This is a genomic window from Planotetraspora thailandica, from assembly GCF_016863335.1.
In the GTDB taxonomy this organism is placed as follows: domain Bacteria; phylum Actinomycetota; class Actinomycetes; order Streptosporangiales; family Streptosporangiaceae; genus Planotetraspora; species Planotetraspora thailandica.
Map to the genome: position 1 here is coordinate 152,586 of NZ_BOOR01000024.1, position 25,203 is coordinate 177,788.

The following is a 25,203-nucleotide window of genomic DNA, read 5'->3' on the forward strand; positions in this document are numbered from 1 at the left end:
TGACAGGATGTAGCCAATCAATTGCGCTGTGTAAACAGAGATTCAGCGCACGACGACTTCGGGGCCGGCCGCGTCATCGTCGTCGAGGTCCACCTCGACGCCCATCTCCTCGGCGAGACGCAGCGCCTCCTCGATGAGGGTCTCGACGATCTGCGACTCGGGCACGCTCTTGACGACCTCGCCCTTCACGAAGATCTGGCCCTTGCCGTTGCCCGAGGCGACGCCGAGGTCGGCCTCACGGGCCTCGCCGGGCCCGTTCACGACGCAGCCCATGACGGCGACCCGCAGCGGCACCTTGAGGCCCTGCAGACCGGCCTGCACCTGCTCGGCGAGGGTGTAGACGTCGACCTGGGCGCGCCCGCACGACGGGCAGGAGACGATTTCCAGGCCGCGCTGGCGCAGGTTGAGCGACTCCAGGATCTGGATGCCGACCTTGACCTCCTCGACGGGAGGCGCGGACAGCGAGACGCGGATGGTGTCGCCGATGCCCTCCGCCAGGAGGGCGCCGAACGCGACGGACGACTTGATGGTGCCCTGGAACGCGGGGCCGGCCTCGGTGACGCCGAGGTGCAGCGGGTAGTCGCACCGCTGGGCCAGCAGCCGGTAGGCCTGGACCATCACGACGGGGTCGTTGTGCTTGACCGAGATCTTGATGTCGCGGAAGCCGTGCTCCTCGAACAGGGAGCACTCCCACAACGCCGACTCGACCAGGGCCTCGGGGGTGGCCTTGCCGTACTTCTGGAGCAGGCGCGGGTCGAGCGAACCCGCGTTGACGCCGATCCGGATCGGGACGCCGGCGTCCTGCGCGGCGCGGGCGATCTCGCCGACCTTATCGTCGAACTTCTTGATGTTGCCGGGGTTGACCCGGACGGCCGCGCATCCCGCGTCGATCGCCGCGAAGACGTACTTCGGCTGGAAGTGGATGTCCGCGATGACCGGGATCTGCGACTTCTTGGCGATCATCGGGAGCGCGTCGGCGTCGTCCTGCGACGGCACGGCGACCCGCACGATCTGGCAGCCGGAGGCGGTGAGCTCGGCGATCTGCTGGAGCGTCGCGTTGACGTCGGCGGTCAGCGTGGTGGTCATCGACTGCACCGAGACCGGCGCGTCACCACCGACCGGAACCGAACCGACCATGATCTGCCGGGACACCCTCCTCGTGGCGATCGGCTGGGATCTGACCGAAGGAATGCCGAGATCAACAGACATTTCAGTCCCTCTTGCGCTGGATACCGGGCGACCCCCTCAGTTTAGGCAGTCCGGCGAACACCCCGACCGGCAGCCGGGTGTCACAGGATGAAGGTTTGATCGCCGTTCACCCGACGTATGTCATCTGACCTGCAGAAATGCCCACGCGTGGACCGCCCTGGAATCCCCGGTTTCTGCGAACCCGGGCGACATGTGATTAATGTCCGGAATGCACAATTACTTTCGCCCGGCCCGCCGACGGCCACGACCGGGACGCCACGGACCTCATCGCGTCAGCTCGGCGGCCCGCGCCCGCGCCCAGGAGTCGGCCGCGAGGACCTCCTCGACCGACGACGCCGGGCCCGCCTCGTGTTCTCCCACGACCGCCTCCACGGTGTCCACGATGGCGAGGAACGGCAGGCCGCCCTTGAGGAACGCCTCCACGCACACCTCGTTGGCCGCGTTGTAGACGGCGGGAGCCGTGCCGCCCAGGGCACCGACGTGCCGGGCGAGCGCCACAGAGGGGAACGCCTCGTCGTCGAGCGGGTCGAAGGTCCAGGTGTGCGAAGCCGTCCAGTCGACCGCCGAAGCCGCGTCAGGCACCCGTTCGGGGTAGCCCAGCGCGAGGGAGATCGGCAGCCGCATGTCCGGCGGGCTCGCCTGGGCGATCGTCGACCCGTCGGTGAACTCCACCATCGAGTGGATCACCGACTGCGGGTGCACCACGACCTCGATCCTGTCGAAGCCGATGTCGAACAGCAGGTGCGCCTCGATGACCTCCAGCCCCTTGTTGACCAGGGTGGCCGAGTTGACCGTGATCACCGGGCCCATGCTCCACGTCGGATGGTTCAGCGCCATCTCCGGCGTCACGTCGGCCAGCTCCGCCCGCGACCGCCCGCGGAACGGGCCGCCGCTCGCCGTCACGATCAGGCGCCGTACGGCTCTCGCGTCCGGGCCGGAGGGACCCGCCGCCCACAGGGACTGGGCCAGGGCGGAGTGCTCGGAGTCGACGGGGAGGAGCCGCCCGGGAGCGGCCAGGCGCTTGACCAGCGGCCCCCCGATGATGAGGGACTCCTTGTTGGCGAGGGCGAGCACCCGGCCCGCCTCGAGCGCGGCCAGGGTCGAGGTCAGGCCCAGCGCGCCGGTGATCCCGTTCAGCACCACGTCGCAGGGCCACGCGGCGAGCTCGGCCACCCCTTCGGGACCGGCCAGGATCTTGGGCCGCGCTCCGCGTGCGGCGAGCGCCTCGCTCAGCGCCGGCACAGCCGCCGGGTCGGCCACGGCGACCGCCTCGACGCCGAACTCGGCCGCCTGGCGGGCCAGCAGGTCCACCCTGCCGCCTCCGGACGCGAGCCCGGCCACCCGGAACCGGTCCGCTGCGCGGGCGACGACGTCGAGCGCCTGAGTGCCGATGGAGCCCGTCGAGCCGAGGACCACAATCGACCGGGATTCGGAAGTCACCTCACCATTGTCCCCGAGGAGCGCGGGGGCGGCAGCACAGCGGGAAACGGGCATGCCAGATTTACCGAAAGTAGCCACAAGACCACGGTTGGTGGTCCAAACTCTGGTCCCATGACTCCGAGCCTCCCCCTGCTTGCCGTCGCCGCTCTCGCCGCCACCGGGCTCGTGGCGCCCTCCACCCCGGCCGGCCCGGCGGACGGCCATGCCGGTCCCGTGGCGGACCCCGTGGCGGACATCGTGGAGCACGCGGTGACGCCCGCCCTGGCGGGCTACTGGACGCCGGAGCGCATGGCCCGGGCGGTGCCTATCGAGCTGCTCTCCACGATCGGCGAGGTCCGCAACGCGACCGGGACGAACGCCGGCGAGAAGGGGGCGGGAGGCGGCCCTGAACGGATGCTCGGCCCGACCCGTGTGCTGCCGTCGCAACTGCTCCCCGCCCCCGAGCGGCTGCTTCCCACTCCCGCGCAGCTGCTTCCTGGCCCACGTGATCTCCCGCCCGCCGCGCGCCGGGCGCTTCCCGGCCGCAGAGGGCTCGTGCCGGGAGACGCGCTCGACGGCCGCAAGGGCCTGCTGTCCCGCCTTCTCGCCCCCCGCTCCGGGCTTGCGCTTCCCCGTACGGCGGGGCTCCCCAGAGCCACGGGCCTGCCCACTCCCACGGGCGTCGTCCGCCGGACCGCCGTGCACGACACGGCCCGTCGCACCGTCGGCGGCCTAGCCCGGCTGCCCCAGACCGCGTCCGTACGGCAGGCCGCGCCCGAGAGGCGGGCGGCGCGGGTTCCGGCGTCCACCACGAGCGGCTCCCGCTGGGCCGCGGGCGGGTCCGTGACGCGGACGACCGGCCGGGTGTTCCTCACGATGAGGGGCGTCGACTTCGTCTGCTCGGCCAGCTCCGTGCGCAGCGCCAACAGGGATGTCGTGGTGACCGCGGGCCACTGCGTCAAGGACGGCGCGGGCCCCTGGGCCGAGAACTGGACCTTCGTCCCCGGCTACCGCGACGGGCAGGAGCCGTACGGCAGCTACTCGGCCCGCAGGATGTTCGTCGCGGGGCCGTGGTCGCGGGGTGGCGACGACAACTTCGACGTGGGCATGGTGGCGGTGACCTCCCAGGGCGGGCGCCACCTGACCGACCTGGTGGGCGGCCAGGAGATCGGCTTCTACCCCAGGAAGGGGCTGCGCACCTACGGGTTCGGATTCCCCGCCGACCCGCCGTACGACGGTGAGGACCTGCTCTACTGCGCGGGGACCGTGCACGCCGACCCGCAGGGCCAGACCCGCGACGAGGGGCTGCGCTGCGACCTGACCGCCGGAGCGAGCGGCGGCCCGTGGCTGACCGGCTTCGACCCCTCGACCGGCCAGGGCACGCTCACCTCGGTGAGCAGCTTCAAGTACAGCAACGACCGGGGCACGATGTACGGCCCCTATTTCAGCGACGCCGCCAAGGACCTCTTCCACCAGGCCGAACAGGCCTGAATCTAGGCCAGGGGGCTGAGCGGCTCCGCCTTGTCCTCGTCGACGATGTCGGCGGCGGAGCGCACGATGGCCGGGTCGGGCACGCCGACGATCGCGACGTCCTTGTCGTCGTAGTCGAACAGCGACAGGACGTACCGCATGGCCTCAAGCCGGCCGCGCTTCTTGTCGTTGCTCTTGATGATCGTCCAGGGGGCGTCCGCCGTGTCGGTGTGGAGGAACATGTCCTCCTTGGCCCGCGTGTAGTCGTCCCAGAGGTCCAGGGAGGCGATGTCCATCGGGGAGAGCTTCCACTGCCTGACCGGGTCGACCTGGCGGATGACGAACCTGGTCCGCTGCTCGGCTCTGGAGACCGAGAACCAGAGCTTGACCAGGTGCACGCCGTCGCGCACCAGCATCCGCTCGAACTGGGGGGCCTGCCGCATGAACTCGACGTATTCCTCGTGCGTGCAGAAGCCCATGACCCGCTCGACCCCGGCCCGGTTGTACCAGGACCGGTCGAAGAGCACGATCTCCCCCGCCGCGGGCAGGTGGTGGCTGTACCGCTGGAAGTACCATTGGGTGCGCTCGCGCTCGGAGGGCTTCTCCAGGGCCACGACCGTCGCACCCCGGGGGTTGAGGTGCTCCATGAACCTCTTGATCGTGCCGCCCTTGCCCGCCGCGTCCCTGCCCTCGAAAAGGATCACGAGCCGGCCGCCGGTGTCCTTCAGCCAGTACTGCAGCTTGAGCAGCTCGATCTGGAGCAGCCGCTTGTCCCGGTCGTAATCGTGCCGGGTCACGCGCTCGCCGTACGGGTAGTGCTCGCGCCACGTGTCGACCGGCCGCCCGTCTGCCAGGAGGAGGACGGGGTCGTCGTCATCGTCGTCCACCACGGTCAACCCCGGTGTACGGCGCAGCAGTTCCCAGTCGCCCAACTGATCCGGCAGCTCGGTCATGGGCACCATCTCCTGAAATTTCGTGACACCGGAGGTAGTCCGACGCTACCCGGCAATCCCGAACAGGAGATGGCGGGAAGGCACCGTTATTTCGCCAGTATCACGTACAAACCCACGCCGGCCCCAACCAGGACGACGGTGAAGCAGGCCCCCCCGACCGCCCGTCCCATCACACGGGCGAAGGTCCCCCCGTTCTCGGTCACCCGGCCGGAGACCATGAGCAACCCGAAGGCGTACAACGTGACCAGGCCGACCCCGCCGAGCATGCCGGCGAGCAGCACCTTCCACAGGGCGTCGACCTCTTCGACCAGGTTCATGCCGCCCGCTCCCTCTCAGGTGCCAGCGTCCCCGTCCACGTCTCGTTCACATTGTCATGCGTGACGGGAACCCGCCGGGCGGCCATGAAGAGCGCCCCGGCGAAGGCCACGGCGAGGGCGAAGACCGCCGTGACCCCGCCCATGCCGCCGATGACGTCGGTGCCCTTCCACGCGCCCGCGCCGACGAGGGCCGCGGCCGGGATCGTGATCACCCAGGCGGCCGCCATGCGGCCCGCGATCCCCCATCTGACCTCCGCCAGGCGTTTCCCCACCCCGGAGCCCATGATCGAGCCGCTGCACACGTGGGTCGTGGACAGCGGGAAGCCGAAATGGGACGCCGCGAGGATCACCGCGGCGGACGAGCCCTCGGCGGAGAACCCCTGAGGGCTCTGGATCTCGGTCAGCCCCTTGCCCAGTGTCCTGATGATCCGCCAACCGCCGAGATAGGTGCCGAGCGAGATGGACAGGGCGCAGGCGGCGATCACCCAGAACGGCGGGCCCGAGCCGGGGCGCAGGACGTCGGCGGCGATCAGCGCGAGCGTGATGACGCCCATCGTCTTCTGGGCGTCGTTGGTGCCGTGCGCCAGCGACACGAGTGAGGCGGAGCCGATCTGCCCGATCCGGAATCCGCGGAATCGTGTGCCCTCCGGCACGCGGGCCGTGATCCGGTAGACCAGGAAGGTCCCCACCGTCGCGACCATGATGGCGAAAACCGGGGACAGGACGGCCGGGAGGATCACCTTCGTCACCAGGCCGTCCGCCTTGACGGCCGAAGTGCCCGCCGCTATGAGCGTGGCGCCGACCACCCCGCCGATCAGCGCGTGGGACGAACTCGATGGCAGGCCGAAGTACCAGGTCAGGAGATTCCAGGCCAGGCCGCCGACGAGGCCGGAGAAGACCACCGTCAAGGTGACCGCGCCGGTCTCGACGATGCCGCTCGCGATCGTCGCCGCGACCTTCAGGGACAGGAAGGCCCCGGCGAAGTTGAGCACCGCCGACAGGGCCACCGCGATCCGTGGACGCAGCGCCCCTGTCGTGATGGACGTGGCCATCGCGTTGGCGGTGTCGTGGAAGCCGTTGGTGAAGTCGAAGGCGAGCGCCGTCAACACGACGACACCCAGAAGCAGGGTGTTGGCGTCCATGTCACGAAACTGTGCAAATCAAAGGCGATTAGTCCGGTTTGTCCGGTTATTCGCCTAATGTTCACTCGCCGTTGGACGCCGCCACTCAGAGCGACAGGCCGGTGAGCACCATGACCTTCTCGTAGGTCAGGTCCTCCATCGCCGAGTGAAGGCCCTCCCGGCCCACGCCGGACTCCTTGACTCCGCCGTACGGCATCTGGTCGGCACGGTAGGAGGGCACGTCGCCGACGATCACACCGCCGACCTCCAGTTCCCGGTTGGCCTTGAACGCCGCCTCGAGACTGCGGGTGAAGACGCCGGCCTGCAGGCCGTACTTGGAGTCGTTGACCGCCGCGAACGCCTCGTCGACCGAGGCGGCCCGCTGGATGACCATGACGGGCCCGAAGACCTCCTCGCAGACGACCTTGGCGTCGGCCGGCACGCCCGCCAGGACCGTGGGGGCGAACGTGGCGCCGTCCCGCGTGCCTCCGGCCAGGATCCGGGCGCCCGCGGCGACCGCCTCCCCCACCCAGCTCTCCACGCGGATCGCGGCGTCCTCGCTGACCAGCGGCCCGACCTGCGTCTTGTCGTCGTCGGGGTCGCCGGTGACGAGCGAGCCGACGGCCTCGAGCAACTTGTCGGTGAACGCGTCGGCGATGGCGTCCTCCACGATCACCCGCTGTACGGCGATGCAGCTCTGGCCGGCCTGGTAGTTGGAGAACAGCGCGATCCTGCTCGCGGCCCAGTCGAGGTCGGCGTCGGCGAGCACCACCGCCGCGGCGTTGCCCCCGAGTTCCAGCGTCACGTGCTTGCGCGGCACCCGGTCGGCGATCGCGAACCCGACGGGCCCGGAGCCGGTGAACGAGATCACCGGAAGGCGGGGGTCCTCGACGAGCGCGCCCGCCCGGTCGTTGGGGACGGGCAACACGGAGAACATGCCCTCGGGCAGGTCGGTCTCGGCGAGGATCTCACCGAGCAGCAGCGACGAGAGCGGGGTCGCGGGAGCCGGCTTCACGATGATCGGGGCGCCGACGGCGATCGACGGGGCGACCTTGTGGGCCACCAGGTTCAGCGGGAAGTTGAACGGGGTGATCGCCAGCACCGGCCCGTACGGCACACGCGTGACATAGGCGAGGCGGCCCTGCGCGGCGGGCTCGGTGTCGAGGCGCTGCACACCGCCGCTGAAACGGCGGGCCTCCTCGGCGGCGAAACGGAACGTGGAGACGGCACGCCCGACCTCTCCCCTGGCCCAGAAGATCGGCTTGCCGTTCTCCGCGGTGATGAGCCGGGCGATCTCCTCCGAGCGCTCGGCCAGGCGGCGCGAGACGTGGGCCAGCGCCTCGGCCCGCACATGCACGGGCAGCGCGGCGGCCTGCTTGCGGACGGCGTGCGCCGCCGCGACGGCCTGCTCGACCTGATCCTCCGTGGGAACGGAGGCCACACCTACGACCCGCCCGTCGTGGGAGTTGGTCACGGTCAGCTCGGAGTCACCCGTCGCCGGACGACCGGCGAGCCAGAAGGGGAGAACATCGATACCACGGCTCACGTCCATGTTCTGACGGTATGTCACCTGGTCACGCTAGGCTCTACTCCTTTCAGCCCAATCAGCCGTCGGCGGCGTACCGATGTGGACAAGTTTGGTACGTCACAAATGCAGCGCGATTTCGGGATGTTTTCCGTTTCACAGCGGTTTGAAAGCCGAGCCGCATGGTTAAGTCATCATCCGGGTCCGTCGCGGGGACCCCGAATTCAGAAGGGCTCGTCGCTGATGGGTACGCCGGCGCCGCTCGGATTGCAGGGTGCCTACGCGCGCGGCCAGCGGAGCAGCTACGACGAGCTGAGGACCAAGCTCCTCGACGTCGCCAGCGAGTTGCTCACCTCCGACGGCCCGGAAAGTCTCACCGTGCGGCGCATCGCCGCCGAGGCGAGCTGCGCGACCCAGGTCATCTACACGATGTTCGGCAGCAAGGAGGGCCTCGCCGAGGCGCTCTACCTGGAGGGCTTCGAACGTTTCCGCCGCCGCCTCGAAGCCGTCCCGCAGCGCAGCGACCCCTTCGAATACCTCACCGCACTCGGCCCCGCCTACCGGGAGGCCGCCCTGTCGGAGCCGGGCTACTACAGCCTGATGTTCGAGCGGGCGATCCCCGGATTCGTGCCGAGCGAGCGGGCGCGCACCCTCGCCAGGGCCGCGCTGAACATCTTCGACCGGGTGATCGCCGACTGCATATCGGCAGGCCATCTCGTGCCGACCCAGCCGCGCAGGGTCGCCGACGCGTTTTGGGCGGCGGCTCAGGGCGCGCTCAGTCTGGAACGTGCCGGGCACCTGCCGGACGCCAAGACCTACGAGACCGTCACCACCGCGACGATCTCCTCCTTCCGCACCCAACGCGGCTGAACGCCCTGGTCACAGACACCCCGGGTCACGAGCACCGTCACAGGCACAACGCGATCCACAGTTCGGCCCGGGCGGCGGGGTCCTCCAGGTCGCGGCCGAGCAGCTCGCTCACCCGTTTCATGCGGTAGCGCAAGGTGTGCCGGTGGATGCCGAGCCGCTGCGCCGCGGCGTCCCAGTGGCCGTTGCTGGCCAGGTAGGCGCGCAGCGACTCGACCAGGTCGGCGCGCGACCCGTACTCGCGCAGGGGGGCGAGCAGCGCGGCCGCGAAGGCCGCGGCGGCGTCCGGATCGAGCAGCCCGATCAGGCCCTCACCGGCCAGTTCGGCGAAACGGGCCACCGGGGCGGCCGACGCCAGCGCCCGCTCGGCCTGGTCGAGGCCCAACGGCAGGCCCACGCCGGGAACGCCCACGCCGACACGGCCGTGCCGGCTCGCGCGGGCCGCGAGCAGGTCCGCCTCGCCTGCCGGGCCGACCACCACGACGAGCCGGCCCCGGGGGGCGACGAAACACGGCGGCATCGCGCCCTGGTCCTGCCCGGCCGCCTCCTGTGCCGCCTGTTCCGCGTTCTGCGGCGCCGATGGAGCGGGCGGGGGCTCCGACAGGGATTCCGCCAGCGCATCGGCGTCGCCCGTCTCGCAGACGAGCACGACGACCGGCTCCCCGGGCAGTGACTCGGGCAGTGACTCGCCCAACGCCTCCAGCACCTGCGTGGCCGCCTCGGTCTCCCCGGACAGCAGCAACCCGAGAACCGCCGAACGCACCCGTCCCGCCGCCGCGCGCCGGCCGCGGCCCTGCTCCAGGGAGAGGGTGAGCAGAGAGCAGGCCGCGTTGACGACCGTGTGCTCGATGGGGGTGAAGGTCCTGGCCGCCCCGACCACGAAGAACCCCCGGCGGCCGAGCGGCTGCACGATCACGTGCTCGCCGGGAGTGGCCAGCGCCAGGCTGGCCGGCGCCGTCGTCGTCCTCAGCCGGGCCAGCTCCGGCCGTAACGAGGCCGCCTTGGCCGCCGCCCAGTCCTCGCCCACCGAGTCCTCACCCGCCCCGTCCTCACCCGCCCAGCCCTCGCATCCGGGCGCCGCCGACGCGTGCCGTACGGCTCCCGCCTCGTCGAGCAGGAGCGCCCAGCCGGTGATCTCCCTGGCAACCCGGTCGACGACGGCCCCTGTGCCGGCGGGCTGAAGCGCGGCCCTGGTGAGCCGGCCCTGCGCGGCGAACGCCCGGCTGATCTCCTCGTACTGCTCGGCCGCGATGAGCTCGCTGACCGCCTTGGAGATCGCGATGAAGGCCGTGTCCCTTGGCACCTCGACCAGCGGCAGCCCGGCCGCGGCCGCGGCCTCCACGTACGCGGACGGCACGGTGTCGTGGCCGAGCCCCACGCCGAAGCCGAGCCCGGCCACGCCTCGCTCCACAAGCCGGGACACGTACGGCACGGCGTCCCCCGGCGTGAGCCGCATGCCGGTCGTCAGCACCAGCTCCCCTCCCTCGAGGAAGGGAGTGGGATCTTCGAGTTCGCTGACCGCCACCCAGCGCACCGGCCTGTCCATCTCCGCGTGCCCGGCCAGCACGTCCAGGTGCAGCGACCCGATGGCCGCGACACGGCGCAGTGTCGGCGCCATGAGCCCCCCAAAGCCCAAATTTGTCCGAGTTGGCCAAAAGCCGGCACTTATTCTGCCATGAAGACATATCGGCAGGTGAAGGCGGTGGCCGTACCGTCGAAAGCATGACCGTCGAAGGCACGACCATCGCTCCCGCTCATGGCGGCCCGGAGCTCCCCCAGGAACGCCGCCTCGTCACCGAGATCCCCGGCCCGCGATCACGCGAGCTGTTCGCACGCAGGCAGTCGGCCGTGCCTCCGGGGGTCAGCACAACCCTCCCTGTCTTCGTGACCCAGGCCGGCGGCGGGGTCCTCGTCGACGTGGACGGCAACTCGCTCATCGACTTCGGCTCGGGCATCGCCGTGACCAGCGTCGGCAACTCCGCCCCGCGCGTGGTGGAGCGTGTCCAGCGGCAGGCCGCCGACTTCACGCACACCTGCTTCATGGTCACGCCGTACGAGTCGTATGTGGCGGTGTGCGAGAAGCTCAACGCCCTCACGCCCGGCGACCACGAAAAGCGCACCTTCCTGGTGAACAGTGGCGCCGAGGCGGTCGAGAACGCCATCAAGGTCGCCCGGCACGCCACCGGGCGCCCGGCGGTCGTCGTGTTCGACCACGGCTACCACGGCCGCACGCTTCTCACCATGACGCTGACGGCCAAGAGCATGCCGTACAAGCACCGGTTCGGCCCGTTCGCACCTGAGGTGTACCGGGTGCCGCTGGCCTACCCGTTCCGGTGGCCGACCGGGCCGGACAACTGTGCGGACGAGGCCGCCGCCCAGGCCATCGACATGATCAACAAACAGATCGGCGCCGAGAACGTCGCGGCCGTGATCATCGAGCCGATCGCGGGCGAGGGCGGGTTCGTCGTGCCCGCACGCGGTTTCCTGCCGAAGATCGCCGAGTTCTGCAAGGCCAACGGCATCGTGTTCGTCGCCGACGAGGTGCAGACCGGCTTCGCGCGCACCGGTGATCTGTTCGCCTGCGAGGACGAGGGCATCGTGCCCGACATCATCTGCACGGCCAAGGGCATCGCGGGCGGCCTTCCGCTCGCCGCGGTCACGGGCCGGGCCGAACTGCTCGACGCGGTGCACGTCGGCGGGCTCGGGGGCACCTACGGCGGCAACCCGCTCGCCTGCGAGGCGGCTCTCGGCGTGCTGGAGACGATCGAGCAGGACAAACTGGTCGAGCGCGCCGCCCACATCGGCGAGATCATGCTGCCGCGGCTGCGCGCACTGCAGGAGCGTTTCGGCATCGTCGGCGACGTGCGCGGACGCGGGGCCATGACGGCGATCGAACTCGTGACGCCCGGCACCAAGGACCCGCTGCCGGCCGGGCCGATCGCGGCGCGGTGCCACGCGGAGGGACTCCTGGTGCTCACCGCCGGCACGTACGGCAACGTGCTGCGATTCCTCCCGCCACTGGTGATTCCCGACCACCTGCTGGAGGAGGGCCTTTCCATCCTGGAGCGGGCCGTCGCCGCCGAGGCGGGCGTCTGACCCCCGCGGAGCAGACCACGCGATCACGATAAAAGGGACACCCCGCTTGTTGCCGGGTGTCCCTTTTGTTGTCGTAGACCCTGCTTCGTTGGGGTAAAGCCTGCGCCATGCCGCGATTTAACCGCCCCTTGGCCTGACATGCGCCGATCACAAGCCGTAACCGCGTTATAACGGTTTCGATACGCGATCGAGGGGGGACGTGGATGGCCTGGAACCCGAACGGTGCCGAGCGCCTCATGCTGACGTTCGACCCTGCCGGCCTGACCCCCGTCCAGCGCGACGGCGACGCCTGCGTCGTCTGTCACAAGAAGTGGCCCCGCCCCCGCGTCAAGGTGGGGCGGCTCCCCGACAACGCCCCCGTGCACGCCTGCGACGACTGCGCCGAGGCACTGCTGCCCGCGCCCGAGGGTAAGGTTCCGCTCCCCCGCCGCTCCCGCGCCGCCATGTCGTGAGGGGCGATCTCATGAGGCTCGACAGACTCGACGGACCGGTGCTCTCGTTGTTCCGCATCGTGACGGGCTTGATGTTCACCTGTCACGGGCTGGCCTCGATGTTCAACCTCTTCGGCGGCAACCGCGGATCGGGCCACGCGGTCGAGTTCGGCTCGTGGCCCGGCTGGTGGGCCGCCCTCATCCAGGGCCTGTGCGGTGCGCTCGTGCTGATCGGGTTGTTCAGCCGCGCCGCCGCGCTGTTCGCCTCCGGCTCCATGGCGTTCGCCTACTTCTCCGTGCACCAGCCGAGAGGGCTGCTCCCCCTCACCAACGGCGGCGAGTTGTCGGCGATGTTCTGCTGGTCGTTCTTGCTCATCGTGGTGCTCGGCCCCGGCCCGTGGGCGCTGGACGCCCTGCTACGCCGGTGGCGCGAACGCGGCAGAGCGCCCGTCCCCGCCCTCGCGCACGATCGGTTGTGAGGGATCAGGGCACCGCCTGCGTCCAGCGCTGCGCCCACTGCGCGTAGGCGGCCGGCCGTACGGCGAAATAGAGGTTCTTGAAGGCCTGCGCCGTTCCCACGTGATAGTCGGCGCACACCCGCCTCGCGTCGCCCGTGCACGCTCCGGGATCGGCGGGCGCGAGTCCCGTCCACGCCGACGCCTGTCCCTGCACCTTGGCCGAGGCGGTCCATTCGAGCCAGCGGTAGGCGCACGACGGGTGGGCGGCGGTCTTCGAGACCATCCATGAGTCCGCCCATGCGGTCAGGGGCCGCCTGTCGAGCGCCTCGACGGGCTTGCGCCCGCGCTGGAGCACGTCGAGGTGATACGGCGTGCCCTGCGCCAGCCGCGCGGAATCCGACGCGAGCGCCTGCACCACCTCGATGGGGTCGGTCCAGAAGTCGCGCGTGCCGGGCCGCTCCGAGCCCACGAGCTTCATCGCCGCGTCGAGCTGTCCGGGCGTCAGGTCGAACGGGTTCTTGACGTCCTCGTCTCCGAGGGCGAGCGCCGCGTCCGCGATCGACATCGGGCTGTCCTTGAGCAGCACGGGCCCCTTGTCGCGGTAGATCGCTCCAGCGTTCGCGGGCGTGACCTTCGTGGTGTCGTAGAGCACCTCGTTGACGCCCCACAGGTACGGCACGCCGTACACCTGATCGTTCCTGGTGATCGCGGGAAGCCCCCGCAGCCGCGACGAGAGCTTGCCGTACCCCTTGATGAGGGCGGTGTTCAGCGGGGCGGCCTTGCCCTCGTCGATCAGCCTGCCCGCGATCTCGGGGGTGGCGGAGACCACGTCGGACGTGCCCAGGGACACGCCGCCCGGCTTGGCCTCCTGGCGGGGATCGTAGAACGTGAGGGACACCTTGCAGCCCGTCGCGTCCTGGAAGGGAGTCACCCAGTTGACCGTGGGGTCGGTGCTGCCCCACTCGGCGTACCCGTTGAGCGCGAGGACGCGTACCGACCCCTCGCCGGGGCCGGTCGACGCGAGCGCCGAAGGGGTCGCGGAGCCGCTCGGCGTGGGGGTCGGCGCCGGCGCGGAGGCCGGCGGGCTCGACGAGGAGGGCGTCGCCGCGGAGGTGGCGGGCGCGGCCTCGGCCGTGTCACTCTGCCCTGTCCCCCCGCAGGCCACGGCCAGGAACCCGGCGGCCGCCACGGCCACCGTCAGTTGTGTACGGCGAAGCCTCACCGGGCGGACCCCCTCACGAGACGGACGTCACGAGCCTACTGGCCCCACGACCGCCTTCCGCCGCGGCTCGGCTCGCCGTGTACGGCTCAGCCGTTGGTGGGGAAGCCCAGGTTCACGCCGCCGTGGGAGGGGTCGAGCCAGCGGGAGGTGACGACCTTGCCCCGGGTGTAGAAGTGCACGCCCTCGGTGCCGTGGACGTGGGTGTCGCCGAAGAGCGAGGACTTCCACCCGCCGAAGCTGTAGAACGCCATCGGCACCGGGATCGGCACGTTGATGCCGATCATGCCGACCTCCACCTCGTTCTGGAAGCGCCGCGCGGCGCCGCCGTCGTTGGTGAAGATCGCGGTCCCGTTGCCGTACTCGCCGTTGTTGATGACCTCGAGGCCCTCCTCGTACGACGCGACCCGCACGACAGAAAGGACCGGCCCGAAGATCTCCTCGCGGTGCACGCGAGAGCCCGCCGGCACGTGGTCGAGCACGGTCGGCCCGAGCCAGAAACCGTCGCCGCGGCCGCCGCGCACGGGCGTCTCGCGGCCGTCCACGACGAGCTTGGCGCCTTCCTCGACGCCGAGGTCGAGGTAGGAGGCCACCTTGTCGCGGTGCGCCTCGGTGACCAGCGGGCCCATCTCCGACGCGGGGTCGTCGCCGGGGCCCACGGTCAGCCCGGCCACCCGGGAGACGATCTTCTCGACGAGTTCGTCACCCACCGGGTCGACGGCCAGGACCACCGAGATCGCCATGCAGCGCTCGCCGGCTGAGCCGAACCCGGCCGACACCGCCGAGTCGGCGACCAGGTCGAGGTCGGCGTCGGGCAGCACGAGCATGTGGTTCTTCGCGCCGCCGAGCGCCTGCACCCGCTTGCCGCGCGCGGTCCCCGTCTCGTAGACGTACCGCGCGATCGGCGTCGAGCCCACGAAGGACACCGCCTTGACGACCGGGTGCTCGAGCAGCCGGTCGACCGCGACCTTGTCGCCCTGCACGACGTTGAACACCCCGTCGGGCAGGCCCGCCTCGGCCCACAGCTCGGCCATCAGCAACGACGCGGAGGGGTCCTTCTCCGACGGCTTGAGGATGAATGTGTTGCCGCAGGCGATGGCCACGGGATACATCCACATCGGCACCATGGCCGGGAAGTTGAACGGCGTGATCCCGGCGACGACGCCGAGCGGCTGGCGGATCGAGTAGGAGTCGACGCGGGTCGAGACGTTCTCGGAGAAGCCGCCTTTGAGCAGGTGCGGGATGCCGCAGGCGAACTCGACCACCTCGAGACCGCGCGCGACCTCGCCGAGCGCGTCGTCGTGCACCTTGCCGTGCTCGGAGGTGATCAAGGCGGCCAGGTCGTCGCGGTGGGCGTCCATCAGCTCGCGGAACCGGAACAGGACCCTGGCACGCTTGGCCAGCGACGCGTCGCGCCAATCGGGGAAGGCACGCGCGGCCGCCTCGACGGCCGCGTCGACCTCCTCCACCGTCGCGAGTGCGACCTGGCCGCTGACCTCGCCGGTGGCCGGGTTGAAGATCTCCGCGGCGCGTCCGTCGCCGCCGGTGCGGGCGCCGGCGATCCAGTGGCTAACGTGCTTCATCGTTGAGGGTCTCCAGAGCGGTGACGAGGATGCCCAGGCCCTCGCGGGCCTCGTCCTCGGTGATCGTGAGCGGCGGGGCCATGCGGAGCGTGTTGCCGTACAGGCCGCCCTTGCCGACGAGCAGGCCCAGCTTCTTGGTCTCCTCCAGGAACCGGACCGCCAGGGCGGGCGCGGGGGCGCCGGTGGCGGGGTCGACCAGTTCGATGGCGAACATCAGTCCCCTGCCGCGCACGGCGCCGACGACGCCGAGCCGCTGCTCGGCCTCGCGCAGGCCCGCGATGATGATGTCTCCCGTCCTGGCGGCGTTGGCCTGCAGGTCGTGGTCGAGCACGTAGTCGAGCGTGGCGTTGGCGGCCGCCATGGAGATCGGGTTGCCGCCGAACGTGGAGAGCCCGACGGCGTGCAGCGCGTCCATGAGCTCGCCGCGGGCGACGACGCCGCCGACGGCGAAGCCGTTGCCCAGCCCCTTGGCGAAGGTCAGCATGTCGGGGACCACGCCGTGGTTCTCGATGCCGAAGAAGGCCGAACCGGTGCGTCCCCACCCGGTCTGAACCTCGTCGGAGATGAACAGGACGCCCTCCGCGTCGAGGACCTCCTTATAGGCGGCGAACAGGCCGTCGGGCGCCATGGTGAAGCCGCCGACGCCCTGGATCGGCTCCGCGATGAGCGCCGCGACGTCATTGGAGACCGCCGTGGCGAGCACGTGGCGCAGGTCGTCGACGCACGCCTTGATGTAGTCGGCGTCGGACAGGCCCCGGAACTGGGCGAGGTGCCGGTCGGCGCCGTGCAGGAAGTGCACGTTGAGCGGCGACAGCGAGTTGTTCTTCCACGAGCGGTTGGACGTGACGCTGACGGCGCCGAACGACCGGCCGTGGTAGCTCTGCCGCATCGCGAGCACCTGGTCGGTCTTGCGCGCGTAGGTCGCCAGCAGCAGCGCCGTCTCGTTGGCCTCAGTGCCGGAGTTGGTGAAGAAGACCTTGGCGTCGGGGATGCGCGACAGCCGGGCGATCTTCTCGGCCAGCTCGACCTGCGCGCGGATCAGGTAGAGCGTCGAGGTGTGCACGATGCCCGTCGCCAACTGGCGCTCGACGGCCTCCCGCACCTCGGGCACGTCGTACCCGATCATGTTGGTGAGGATGCCGGCGAAGAAGTCCAGATAGCTCTTCCCTGACGCGTCGACGACACGGTTGCCCTTGCCGCTGACGATCTCGATGGGTTCGTCGTAGTAGAGGTTCACCCAGTTGGGCAGGACGGCGCGATGGCGCGCCAGGAGCTCCGCGGAGCCGGAGGGCGGCCCGGGGTTGCGGGAAGAGTCGGACATGGTTCGAGTATCGCGGCTTCCCACCCTCGTCTCCCACCTCCCAACCTGTCGGAAAACTCCGACTCCGCGTTACACACTGGAACAGCATGCTTCCCGGCTATGTCAGGACATAATATGGCTCACACGGAGGCCGGTTCCTCCTGCGCGGGCTGCGCACGGGAGACGGGAACACGCCGCAGGACCAGCAGCGCCACCACGGCCGCACCCACGCTGAAACCGAGCCCCACCAGCGAGCCGACCGACATCGCGGAGACGAAGGCCTCGCGTCCCGCCTCGGCGACGGAGGGGTCGCCCAGCGCGAGCGCCCCGCTGATCGAGTCGCGGGCGGCCTCGGGCGCCGAGCCCGGCATCGACGCCGTGTAGACGCCCGCCAGGACGCTGCCGAGCACGGCCACGCTCAGCGCCGCGCCGACCTGCTGCACCGTGTCGTTGAGCGCCGATCCGACGCCGGCCCGCTCCGGCGGCACCGCGCCCATCAGCGAGGCGTACGCCGCCGGACCGGCCAGGCCGCCGCCCACCCCCATGATGAGCAGGCTCGCGATGAGCACGCCGTAACCGCGGTCGAGCGTGGACAGCAGGCCGAAGCCGCCCGCCATGACCAGCAGCCCGGCGACGATCAGCGTCCTGTTGTCGAGCTTCTTGCCCAGGCCCGCCCCTACCCCGTTGAAGACCATCGCGGCCGCGACGTACGGCAGCAGCGCCAGGCCGGCCTTCAGCGGTTCGTAGCCGAGGACGAACTGCAGATACTGCGTGAGGGCGAGCATCAGGGCGCCCGAGCCGAACGACAGGAGCACGATCGAGAACGAGGCCCCGCTGAACTGCCGGTCCCGGAAGAGCGACAGCGGCAACATCGCGTGCGCGACCCTGCGCTCCCACAACACGAAGCCAAGCAGGGCCAGCACAGCCACGCCCACCACGACCGGGTTCCAGTCGCCGGCGGGCGCGGACACGACCGCGTAGACCAGGGCTCCCATGCCGATGACCGACAACACGACGCCGACCGGGTCGACGGGCCGGAATTCACCCTTCGACTCGGGCATCAAAACGAACGCCGCGACGATCGCCACGACCGCGATCGGCACGTTGAGCAGGAAGACCGAGCCCCAGTAGTAGTGCTGAAGCAAGAAGCCGCCCAGCGTGGGCCCGGCGATGACGCCGACCATGGCCACCGAGCTCCACGCGGCGAACGCCTTCCTGCGTTCGCTGTCGTCGAAGACGGTGATCATGATCGACATCGTGGACGGCATGACGAGCGATCCGCCCACCCCCATCAGCGCCCGGGCGCCGATGAGCTGCCACGGCTGGGTCGCGAGCATGGCGAGGACCGAGGCGCCGCCGAAGAAGGCCAGCCCGATGACCAGGAACAGGCGCCTGCCGTACCGGTCGGACAGGCTTCCCGAGGTGAGCAGCAGCCCGGCGAAGACCAGGATGTAGGCGTCGATGATCCACTGCACGTCCGACGGCGAGGCGCCGAGGTCGCGCATGAGGGAGGGGATCGCCAGGTTGAGCACGGTGTTGTCCACGACGAGCGTGAGCAGGCTCAGGCAGAGGACGACGAGGATCCACCATCGGCGGGGATGTGACATGAAGGCCACCTCGAACAGTGTGCGATTGGACTCGGACACCGTACGATATTCTCGAACAGTGTGCGAGCAAATATTCTGAGGCGATGTCTGCGAAGCCGTTCTCATCCGTCTGGACGCGCGAGCGAAAGGGCCCCCGCGACCAGGGACTGAGCCGCGACCAGATCGTGCGGGCGGCGATGGAACTGCTCGACGCCGATGGGCTCGACGCGCTCAGCATGCGCAAACTCGGGGCGCACCTCGGCGCGGGCGCGACCAGCCTCTACTGGCACGTCGCCAACAAGGACGAACTGCTCGAACTCGTCATGGACGAGGTCTACGCCAAGGTGGTCATCCCCGAGGACGCCGACTGGTACAACGCCGCGACCGCCTTCGCCTACGGCATGCGCGGCGCCGTCTCTCAGCATCCCTGGAGCGTGACCCTCATCGGGGTGCTCCCGAGTCTCGGGCCCAACGCCCTGACTGCGGCCGAGCGTCTGATGGGGGCGTTCTCCAGCGCCGGCTTCGACGGCGTCGACGTCGACTACGCGGTCGCCGCCGTGGTGTCCTACACGCTCGGGGCCACCGTCCCCGAGGTCTCCTACCTCAACGCCGTCGCCCAGGCCGGCACCGATGTGGTGGGCATGCAGGCCCTCATGGGGCCGATCATCGAAGAAATCGGCGCCGGATACCCGAGCCTGATGGCGCGGTACGACGCCTCCGCCATCACGATGACCGACCCCTTGACAGCCAGGCGGTTCGCGTTCGACTTCGGGCTCGCGGCACTGCTCGACGGCCTCGCCGCCCGCATCCCCGGGAACCGGACAAAGGACCGCCGGATCACGCGCGAGGCCGAGGTCCACGGCGACACGTGACGACGCGGGCGCAGGAGTTCCACGGAACGTGACAGGCCCTCATCTTGTCAGCTACTGGCCCATCACCTTTACATTGTGATCAGGTAGCCTCGGTACATGCTGCCCACAGTCGCCGACGTGCTCGCGCTGGACGCCGTCCGCCGGGGCAATCCGCGCGTCGTCGCGGGGGGCGACCGGCTGGACACCAAGGTCCGCTGGGTGCACGTCGGGGAGATCACCGACATCGCCCATCTCCTGCGCGGCGGCGAGCTCGTCCTCACCACCGGCGTCGCCCTGCCCGCCGAGCCGGACAAGCTGGCCGACTACATCGCCGACCTGGCCGCCGTCGGCGCCTCCGGCCTCGTCGTCGAGCTCGGACGCAGGTTCGTCCGCGAGCTTCCCCGCGCGGTCGTCAAGGCCGCGGAGGAGCATGGCCTGCCCCTGGTCACACTCGCGCGCGAGACGCCGTTCGTGCAGATCACCGAGTCGGTGCACGCCCGGATCATCGACATCCAGCTGCAGGAGCTGCGGGCCTCCGAGCAACTCCACGAGGTCTTCACCGAACTGTCGGTCGAGGGTGCCTCGCCGTCCGAGGTGCTCGCCCAGGTGGCCCGATTCTCCGGGCGGCCGGCCGTACTCGAGAACCTCGCCCACCAAGTGCTCGCCTGCGACGTCGCCGGGGGTGACACCGGCACCATCCTGGCCAACTGGGAGACGCGGTCACGCGCGATCTCGCCCGAGGAGCGCACCGCCTACGACGCGGACACCGGATGGCTGGTCACCATGGTGGGCGCCCGCGGGCAGGACTGGGGGCGACTGATCCTCCTGTGCGACGCGCCTCCGACCCCGCACGACATCGTGCTCGCCGAGCGGGCCGCCACGACCCTGGCGCTCAGCCGCCTGCTGGAGCGCCACCAGGAATCCCTCGAACGCCAGGCGCACGGCACGATCATCACCGGCATCCTCACGCACGCGTACTCCGACCCGGACGAGGCGGCCGCACGCGCCCGCGCGGTCGGCGTGCCGCTCACCGGACGCAAACTCATCAGCGCCGTCATCCGGCTGACCGTGGCGACCGGCACCGCGCTCGGTGAGCAGGCCCGGCTGGGCGAGCTGGCCGAGGCGGCGGCCGCCGCCTGCCGCGAGGCGCGACTGCCCGCGCTGGTCGGCGCGCTCGACCAGAACCGCGTCGGCGTGCTGCTCCCCCTGCCGCCGCGGACCGCGGCCGAGTCGGCGCTCTGCGCGCTGGCCGACCGCCTCCGCGCCACCTTCCCGACGCCTTTCGTACTGGCCGCCGGATCCATGGTCGAGTCGGTCAAAGACGTACGGCGAAGCTTCCAGGAGGCCGAGCAGGTGGCCGACGTCGCGGTGCGCCAGCCGGACGGCCGGGCGTTCTACCGCCTCCCCGACCTGCGGCTGCGCGGCCTGCTGCATCTGCTGCGCGACGACGCCCGGCTCCAGACGTTCGCCGAGCGCGAACTGGGCGCGCTGCTCGCCCACGACGCCCAGCGGCACGGCGACCTGGCCAGGATCCTGCGGGTCTACCTGGACGCCGGCCGCAACAAGGCGGTCGCCGCTCAGAAGGCCCACCTGTCCCGACCCGCCTTCTATGACCGGCTTCGCCGGCTCGAACGCATCCTGGAGATCGACCTCGACGACGTCGAGTCCTGCTTGTCCTTACATGTGGCGCTTCTTGCCCTTGAGACCTTCCGCCGCGAAACCACCTGACTCGTGGTCGGGAGATATCCGAACGACGATCGGGAAGATGCCGCATACCCGGATACAGGTCTGCCTCTCCGCGTGTAAGTCCTTTGCACCGACTACTCTCCGCACACTCGCGCACACCCTGCGAATCGTGCTTGTCTCAGAGTGTGCAGACGACGAGCGAACCCCACATCAGTCCGGCCATCGTGGTCCGAGCCCTCTCCGCCCGATTCCCCCAGTGGACGATCTGGTGGGGCCAGGCCACCACGCACTATTGGGGCATGTCCCGGCGGCGCAACGGTCGACTGATCCATGTGGAGGCCAGGTCGGCCCAAGACTTCGTCCAGCAGGCCCGCGAAATCGACGCCCAATCCCCCTGACCCCCCCAACCTCCCAGACCCCCCTTGGCCCCCCTTGGCCCCCCTTGGCCCCCCTGGGCGTGATCATGCAGAAGTTCGCCGCCACGCCATGCGACGTGCGCAAACCCTCACCGTGATCATGCAGAAGTTCGTCATCGTGCCTCACGACCTGCGCAAACATGATGCGTGATCATGCAGAAGTTCGCCGCCACGTCGCGTGACCTGCGCAGATGCCATCCGTGATCATGCACTGCTGCACCTGAAGTCGCGATCTTTTCTCACGTTCTTTGGCGTGTTCGCCCCACCAGGCGGCCCGTTATGGTGACGATGGTCCTGCAAAGGATCACGAACGAGGGAAGATCGCATGAGAAGCCGCCTGACCGCCGGCGCCGGGTTCCTGGCCCTGGCGGTGGCCGCGCTCACGGCCCCGGCGATCGCCTGGTCCATGTCCGCTCGTTCCACCCCGGAAGTCCCCCGCACTCGCCTTCCCGCCGTCACCGACCATAAGACAGACGTCCCGATCAGGTCCGCCGACGTGAGCGCCCCGGGTGGCGCGCCCGTCGCCGCACCGCCTCCGGACACCCGTACGGCCGGACCCGACGAGGACGGCCGTCCCGCCGAAAGCCCTCCGGATACACGGCGACTCCCGGCGACCTCACCGGCGGCCGCTCTCCCGAGCAGCGGTTTCCCCCTCGGCGAGGCCGGTGCGATCGACAAAACCGTGAAACATGTGGCCCCCGGCCTCGACTACATCACCCTCAGGCACGGCAAGCCCGCCGACGGCTACAGCGTGAGCGTCGTCATCGGCGGCAAGGACGCCTTTCGGAAGGGGACCGCGCAGGCCCAGGCGCTCGCGGTGCAGGCGGCCGGGTTCAGCCCCACCTTTGTGAGATTCACCCGGCCGGCCGTCGCCGACTACCCGGCCGCGGACCTCTGGATGGTACGGGTGGGTGCCTGGCCTCTCAGCGAGAAGGTCGAAGCCGAGCGGGTCGTCAAGCGGCTCAAGGATGCGGGCATCTCCGCAAAGGTCGATTTCGAAGGCGACGACGGCTTCGTGACCGATGGCCCGTGGACCGTACGCGTCCTGATGATCGACCCGCGCGCCTTCAAGGGCTCCGTCCGAGCGTCGCTGGGAGCCGGGGTCGCCCAGCGGGAGACGGTCTCCGCGATGGCGGCGGCGGACAAGGCCATCGCGGCCGTCAACGGCGGGTTCTTCGACATCCACACACTCAGAGAGTTCAGCGGAGACCCGACCGGGATCTCCGTCGTGAACGGCAAGCTCCTCAGCGAGGCGGTGCCTGGCCGTACGGGACTGGTGATGGTGGGCCGGCAGGCCCGGGTGACCGAGCTGTCGACATCGGTCACGGCGACGGCCGACAACGGCGCCGCGCAGGCCGTCGGCGGTCTCAACCGGTTGCCCCGGACGGGCGAACTGGTGATGTACACGAAGGAACTGGGCAGGTCCACACCCGCCGATCACGGAGTCGAGGCGGTGCTCGACGCCTCCGGAGCCGTGCTCAAGGTGCGCAACGCCGGGGGGCGTGTCGCGCGGGGCACCCGGGTGCTGCACGGCGTCGGGGCCGCCGCGGCTTGGCTCGACGAGCATGCGGCGAAAGGCAGGACCATCGACGTGACCACCGAGGTCACCGACCTGCGCACGCACCGGGCCATTCCGCTCACACCCGACACCAGCATCATCGGCGGTGCCATCGGACTCGTACGGGACGGGGAGACGTCGATCACCGCCGCCCGGGACGGCATGGCGAACAACAACATGATCGTGCGTCGGCATCCCCGCACGCTCGCCGGAGTCACCGTGTCGGGGGTGCTGATTCTCGCCGTCGTGGACGGCCGCGCCCCGGGAACCGCCGTGGGCGCGTCGTTCTACGAGAGCGCAGAACTGATGCGCTGGCTCGGCGCGCGGGACGCGATGAACCTGGACGGCGGCGGATCGAGCACGATGGTCATCGGCCGCAAGGTGGTCAACCGTCCGTCCGACGGCACCGAGCGCGGCGTCGGCGACGCGCTGCTGGTCGTCCGCGGTGGGTCGTGAGCGCCCCGCCCGTGGAGCGGAGTCGTTACCGTCCTTCGGCTGAGGACATCAGCGCGGCGATCGTGTCGTCATCGCAGGTGTCCCAGAACGTGCCGACGACGTCTTCGAGGTGGTCGAACGAAGCCGCCTCGAAGAGCACCTCCTGATATTTCGTGATGTCGTAGTGCGTGGTGCCCATGGCCTTGAGGTCGAGCGGGCGGATGTCCATCCCGCGGAACTCCTCGATCTCGCCCGACGAGCTCAGGATGCCCGCGCCGTACGCCTTGGTCTCGCCGTGCTCGCGCATGACCCCGAACTCGAGAGTGAACCAGAAGACCTTCGAGACGAACTCCAGGGCCTCGTCGCTCTCGACCCGTCGCGCGGCCTGGCCCGCGAGCCGGTAGAGGTCGGCGAAACGCGCCGAGGCCAGCGTGTTCCCGTGCCCGATGACCTCGTGGATGATGTCGGGCTCAGGCGTGTAGAAGGGCACGGAATGATGCCTGATGTACTGCGTGGAGTAGAACAATCCGTCCGCCAGCACGCTGTAGAACTCACGAAGCGGCACAAGCCCCGCCGCCGGCATGTACCGGAATCCGGTGATCGGCTGGAGGAGGTCGCTGACCTCCTGAAGCTGAGGGATGTGATCCGCGGGAAGACCGAGGCGGGCCGCCGCCTCGATGAACTCGTGCACCGCGTATTTGGCGTGCTTGAGGCCGAGCTGCTCCGTGACGAGCGCCCACACGTGGTGCTCTTCCTCCGTGTATTCGGCGTGAGGGATGGGATCCCCCGGCTTGTACCCGAGTGCGAGGGCCGCGATGGCGTTGCGCCGGTTCCGGTACACCGTGTCCGCGAACCCGGGATGGCTGCTCGCCAGCTCGACGACGACGGAGCCGTCATCACGCTTCTCGACCGGGGCGAAATACTGCGCTTCCTCGAACATATCTCCTATGACAGCAACTGGTCGATTGGCTGGCAAGAGCGACCAATTAAAGTGAGCGAATCGCTCAATATCGTCGCATTCTTCGTGTCGGCGCTAGTCGATTCGACCAGTCTGGGCGTAGCCTCGTCCGCATGCTGGACGCCCTCGACAGCCAACTGCTGGTCACCATGCGAGCCAACCCCCGGATCGGGCTGACCGAGCTCGCCCGGCTGCTCGGCGTCGCCCGCGGAACCGTGCAGGCTCGCCTGGAAAAACTCACCATGCGAGGTGTGATCAGCGACTTCGGGCCGACGGTCGTGACCGAGGAGATCGGCTACCCGATCCTCGCGTTCGCCTCTCTCCAGATCGCACAGGGAAAGCTCACGGAAGCCGTACAGACCCTCGGCACCATCCCCGAAATTCTCGAGGTGTACGGCACCAGCGGCCAGGCCGACCTCCTGTGCCGCGTCGTCGCGCGAAGCACGCCACATCTCCAGGAGATCATCGCGAGGATCCTCGCATCTCCTGCCGTTCAGCGGACCGACACCACCATCGCCTTGTCGACCCAGATTCCCTTCCGCATCGACCCTCTTCTCAGGGCGGCCGCAGAGCCCGCCCCCTGACCCCCCAATCCTCGGACGTCGTCACCGGAATCGCAGTGTCGCGCCGATGCTGAGTTGAGGCTGCTTGGGAAACGCAGGGCCGGCCAGCTGCCCGTGATCGTCAACTCAGTGAGATGCGAGCCTCGTGTGCGGAGAAAGCGTCACGGGGGGAAAGACCCCTG

Annotated in this window: 22 protein-coding genes; 10 read left to right on the forward strand and 12 right to left on the reverse strand. The window is 69.9% G+C overall.

The window, feature by feature from the left end; translation table 11 throughout:
* Positions 1-42: 42 nt before the first annotated feature.
* Together ispG and dxr are read right to left on the reverse strand one after the other, a co-directional pair.
* Positions 43-1,209 carry a flavodoxin-dependent (E)-4-hydroxy-3-methylbut-2-enyl-diphosphate synthase gene (gene ispG, locus Pth03_RS17740; RefSeq protein WP_203945401.1) on the reverse strand — a complete coding sequence of 389 codons (1,167 nt, stop codon included), beginning with the start codon at positions 1,207-1,209 and terminating at the stop codon, positions 43-45.
* Between the two features lie 264 nt (positions 1,210-1,473).
* The gene (gene dxr, locus Pth03_RS17745; protein ID WP_308442361.1) at positions 1,474-2,625 is read right to left on the reverse strand and encodes a 1-deoxy-D-xylulose-5-phosphate reductoisomerase; all 1,152 of its coding nucleotides are present in this window, start codon (positions 2,623-2,625) and stop codon (positions 1,474-1,476) included.
* A gap of 135 nt (positions 2,626-2,760) precedes the next feature.
* Between dxr and Pth03_RS17750 the strand changes: the two genes are divergently transcribed.
* A complete protein-coding gene (locus tag Pth03_RS17750; RefSeq protein ID WP_203945403.1) occupies positions 2,761-4,119 on the forward strand; it encodes a trypsin-like serine peptidase in 1,359 nt (452 codons plus the stop codon).
* Positions 4,120-4,121: 2 nt separating this feature from the next.
* Here Pth03_RS17750 and ppk2 read toward each other — a convergent pair whose 3' ends face one another.
* The 4 genes from ppk2 to Pth03_RS17770 form a co-directional block, all read right to left on the reverse strand.
* Positions 4,122-5,051 (reverse strand): polyphosphate kinase 2, encoded by a 930-nt coding sequence (gene ppk2, locus Pth03_RS17755; RefSeq protein WP_203945404.1) that lies wholly within the window; start codon positions 5,049-5,051, stop codon positions 4,122-4,124.
* Positions 5,052-5,137: 86 nt separating this feature from the next.
* Complete coding sequence (locus Pth03_RS17760; protein ID WP_203945405.1) at positions 5,138-5,368, reverse strand: hypothetical protein; 231 nt, start codon at positions 5,366-5,368, stop codon at positions 5,138-5,140.
* On the reverse strand, positions 5,365-6,510 hold the full coding sequence (locus Pth03_RS17765; protein WP_203945406.1) for an inorganic phosphate transporter: 1,146 nt from the start codon (positions 6,508-6,510) through the stop codon (positions 5,365-5,367). Before Pth03_RS17765 ends, Pth03_RS17760 begins: the two co-directional genes overlap by 4 nt.
* Positions 6,511-6,595: 85 nt before the next feature.
* Positions 6,596-8,023, reverse strand: a complete 1,428-nt coding sequence (locus tag Pth03_RS17770) for an aldehyde dehydrogenase family protein (RefSeq protein ID WP_239119123.1) — start codon at positions 8,021-8,023, stop codon at positions 6,596-6,598.
* A gap of 234 nt (positions 8,024-8,257) precedes the next feature.
* Between Pth03_RS17770 and Pth03_RS17775 the strand changes: the two genes are divergently transcribed.
* Entirely contained in the window at positions 8,258-8,884 is a 627-nt protein-coding gene (locus tag Pth03_RS17775; protein WP_203945408.1) for a TetR/AcrR family transcriptional regulator, read from the forward strand.
* Positions 8,885-8,921: 37 nt separating this feature from the next.
* Here the strand turns inward: Pth03_RS17775 and Pth03_RS17780 are convergent, their stop codons facing one another.
* Positions 8,922-10,499: a PucR family transcriptional regulator gene (locus tag Pth03_RS17780; protein ID WP_203945409.1), complete on the reverse strand. Its 1,578-nt coding sequence runs from the start codon at positions 10,497-10,499 to the stop codon at positions 8,922-8,924.
* Between the two features lie 104 nt (positions 10,500-10,603).
* On the opposite strand from Pth03_RS17780, the gene gabT reads away from it, so the two are divergent.
* From gabT to Pth03_RS17795, 3 genes are all read left to right on the forward strand, one after another.
* A complete protein-coding gene (gene gabT, locus Pth03_RS17785) occupies positions 10,604-11,977 on the forward strand; it encodes a 4-aminobutyrate--2-oxoglutarate transaminase (RefSeq protein WP_203945410.1) in 1,374 nt (457 codons plus the stop codon).
* Between the two features lie 203 nt (positions 11,978-12,180).
* The gene (locus Pth03_RS17790; RefSeq protein WP_239119119.1) at positions 12,181-12,429 is read left to right on the forward strand and encodes a hypothetical protein; all 249 of its coding nucleotides are present in this window, start codon (positions 12,181-12,183) and stop codon (positions 12,427-12,429) included.
* Positions 12,430-12,440: 11 nt separating this feature from the next.
* On the forward strand, positions 12,441-12,887 hold the full coding sequence (locus Pth03_RS17795) for a DoxX family protein (protein ID WP_203945411.1): 447 nt from the start codon (positions 12,441-12,443) through the stop codon (positions 12,885-12,887).
* Positions 12,888-12,891: 4 nt separating this feature from the next.
* Here the strand turns inward: Pth03_RS17795 and Pth03_RS17800 are convergent, their stop codons facing one another.
* The 4 genes from Pth03_RS17800 to Pth03_RS17815 all read right to left on the reverse strand — a co-directional run bounded on the left by Pth03_RS17800 (position 12,892) and on the right by Pth03_RS17815 (position 18,614).
* Positions 12,892-14,061, reverse strand: coding sequence for an extracellular solute-binding protein (locus tag Pth03_RS17800; RefSeq protein WP_203945412.1), 1,170 nt, complete (start codon positions 14,059-14,061; stop codon positions 12,892-12,894).
* Positions 14,062-14,174: 113 nt separating this feature from the next.
* Positions 14,175-15,668 carry a CoA-acylating methylmalonate-semialdehyde dehydrogenase gene (locus tag Pth03_RS17805; protein ID WP_203945413.1) on the reverse strand — a complete coding sequence of 498 codons (1,494 nt, stop codon included), beginning with the start codon at positions 15,666-15,668 and terminating at the stop codon, positions 14,175-14,177.
* Positions 15,655-16,989, reverse strand: a complete 1,335-nt coding sequence (locus Pth03_RS17810; protein ID WP_203945414.1) for an aspartate aminotransferase family protein — start codon at positions 16,987-16,989, stop codon at positions 15,655-15,657. Before Pth03_RS17810 ends, Pth03_RS17805 begins: the two co-directional genes overlap by 14 nt.
* 119 nt (positions 16,990-17,108) lie before the next feature.
* Positions 17,109-18,614, reverse strand: coding sequence for an MFS transporter (locus Pth03_RS17815; protein WP_239119120.1), 1,506 nt, complete (start codon positions 18,612-18,614; stop codon positions 17,109-17,111).
* Positions 18,615-18,658: 44 nt separating this feature from the next.
* Between Pth03_RS17815 and Pth03_RS17820 the strand changes: the two genes are divergently transcribed.
* The 4 genes from Pth03_RS17820 to Pth03_RS17835 all read left to right on the forward strand — a co-directional run bounded on the left by Pth03_RS17820 (position 18,659) and on the right by Pth03_RS17835 (position 23,521).
* The gene (locus Pth03_RS17820; protein WP_203945415.1) at positions 18,659-19,426 is read left to right on the forward strand and encodes a TetR/AcrR family transcriptional regulator; all 768 of its coding nucleotides are present in this window, start codon (positions 18,659-18,661) and stop codon (positions 19,424-19,426) included.
* Between the two features lie 96 nt (positions 19,427-19,522).
* Positions 19,523-21,133, forward strand: coding sequence for a PucR family transcriptional regulator (locus Pth03_RS17825; RefSeq protein WP_203945416.1), 1,611 nt, complete (start codon positions 19,523-19,525; stop codon positions 21,131-21,133).
* Positions 21,134-21,276: 143 nt separating this feature from the next.
* The gene (locus Pth03_RS17830; protein WP_203945417.1) at positions 21,277-21,489 is read left to right on the forward strand and encodes a hypothetical protein; all 213 of its coding nucleotides are present in this window, start codon (positions 21,277-21,279) and stop codon (positions 21,487-21,489) included.
* A gap of 343 nt (positions 21,490-21,832) precedes the next feature.
* The gene (locus Pth03_RS17835; RefSeq protein WP_203945418.1) at positions 21,833-23,521 is read left to right on the forward strand and encodes a phosphodiester glycosidase family protein; all 1,689 of its coding nucleotides are present in this window, start codon (positions 21,833-21,835) and stop codon (positions 23,519-23,521) included.
* A 25-nt stretch (positions 23,522-23,546) separates the two neighbouring features.
* Here the strand turns inward: Pth03_RS17835 and Pth03_RS17840 are convergent, their stop codons facing one another.
* Positions 23,547-24,440 (reverse strand): phenylalanine 4-monooxygenase, encoded by an 894-nt coding sequence (locus tag Pth03_RS17840; protein WP_203945419.1) that lies wholly within the window; start codon positions 24,438-24,440, stop codon positions 23,547-23,549.
* 131 nt (positions 24,441-24,571) lie between these two features.
* Between Pth03_RS17840 and Pth03_RS17845 the strand changes: the two genes are divergently transcribed.
* Complete coding sequence (locus Pth03_RS17845) at positions 24,572-25,042, forward strand: Lrp/AsnC family transcriptional regulator (RefSeq protein ID WP_203945420.1); 471 nt, start codon at positions 24,572-24,574, stop codon at positions 25,040-25,042.
* The last annotated feature ends 161 nt before the right edge of the window (positions 25,043-25,203 follow it).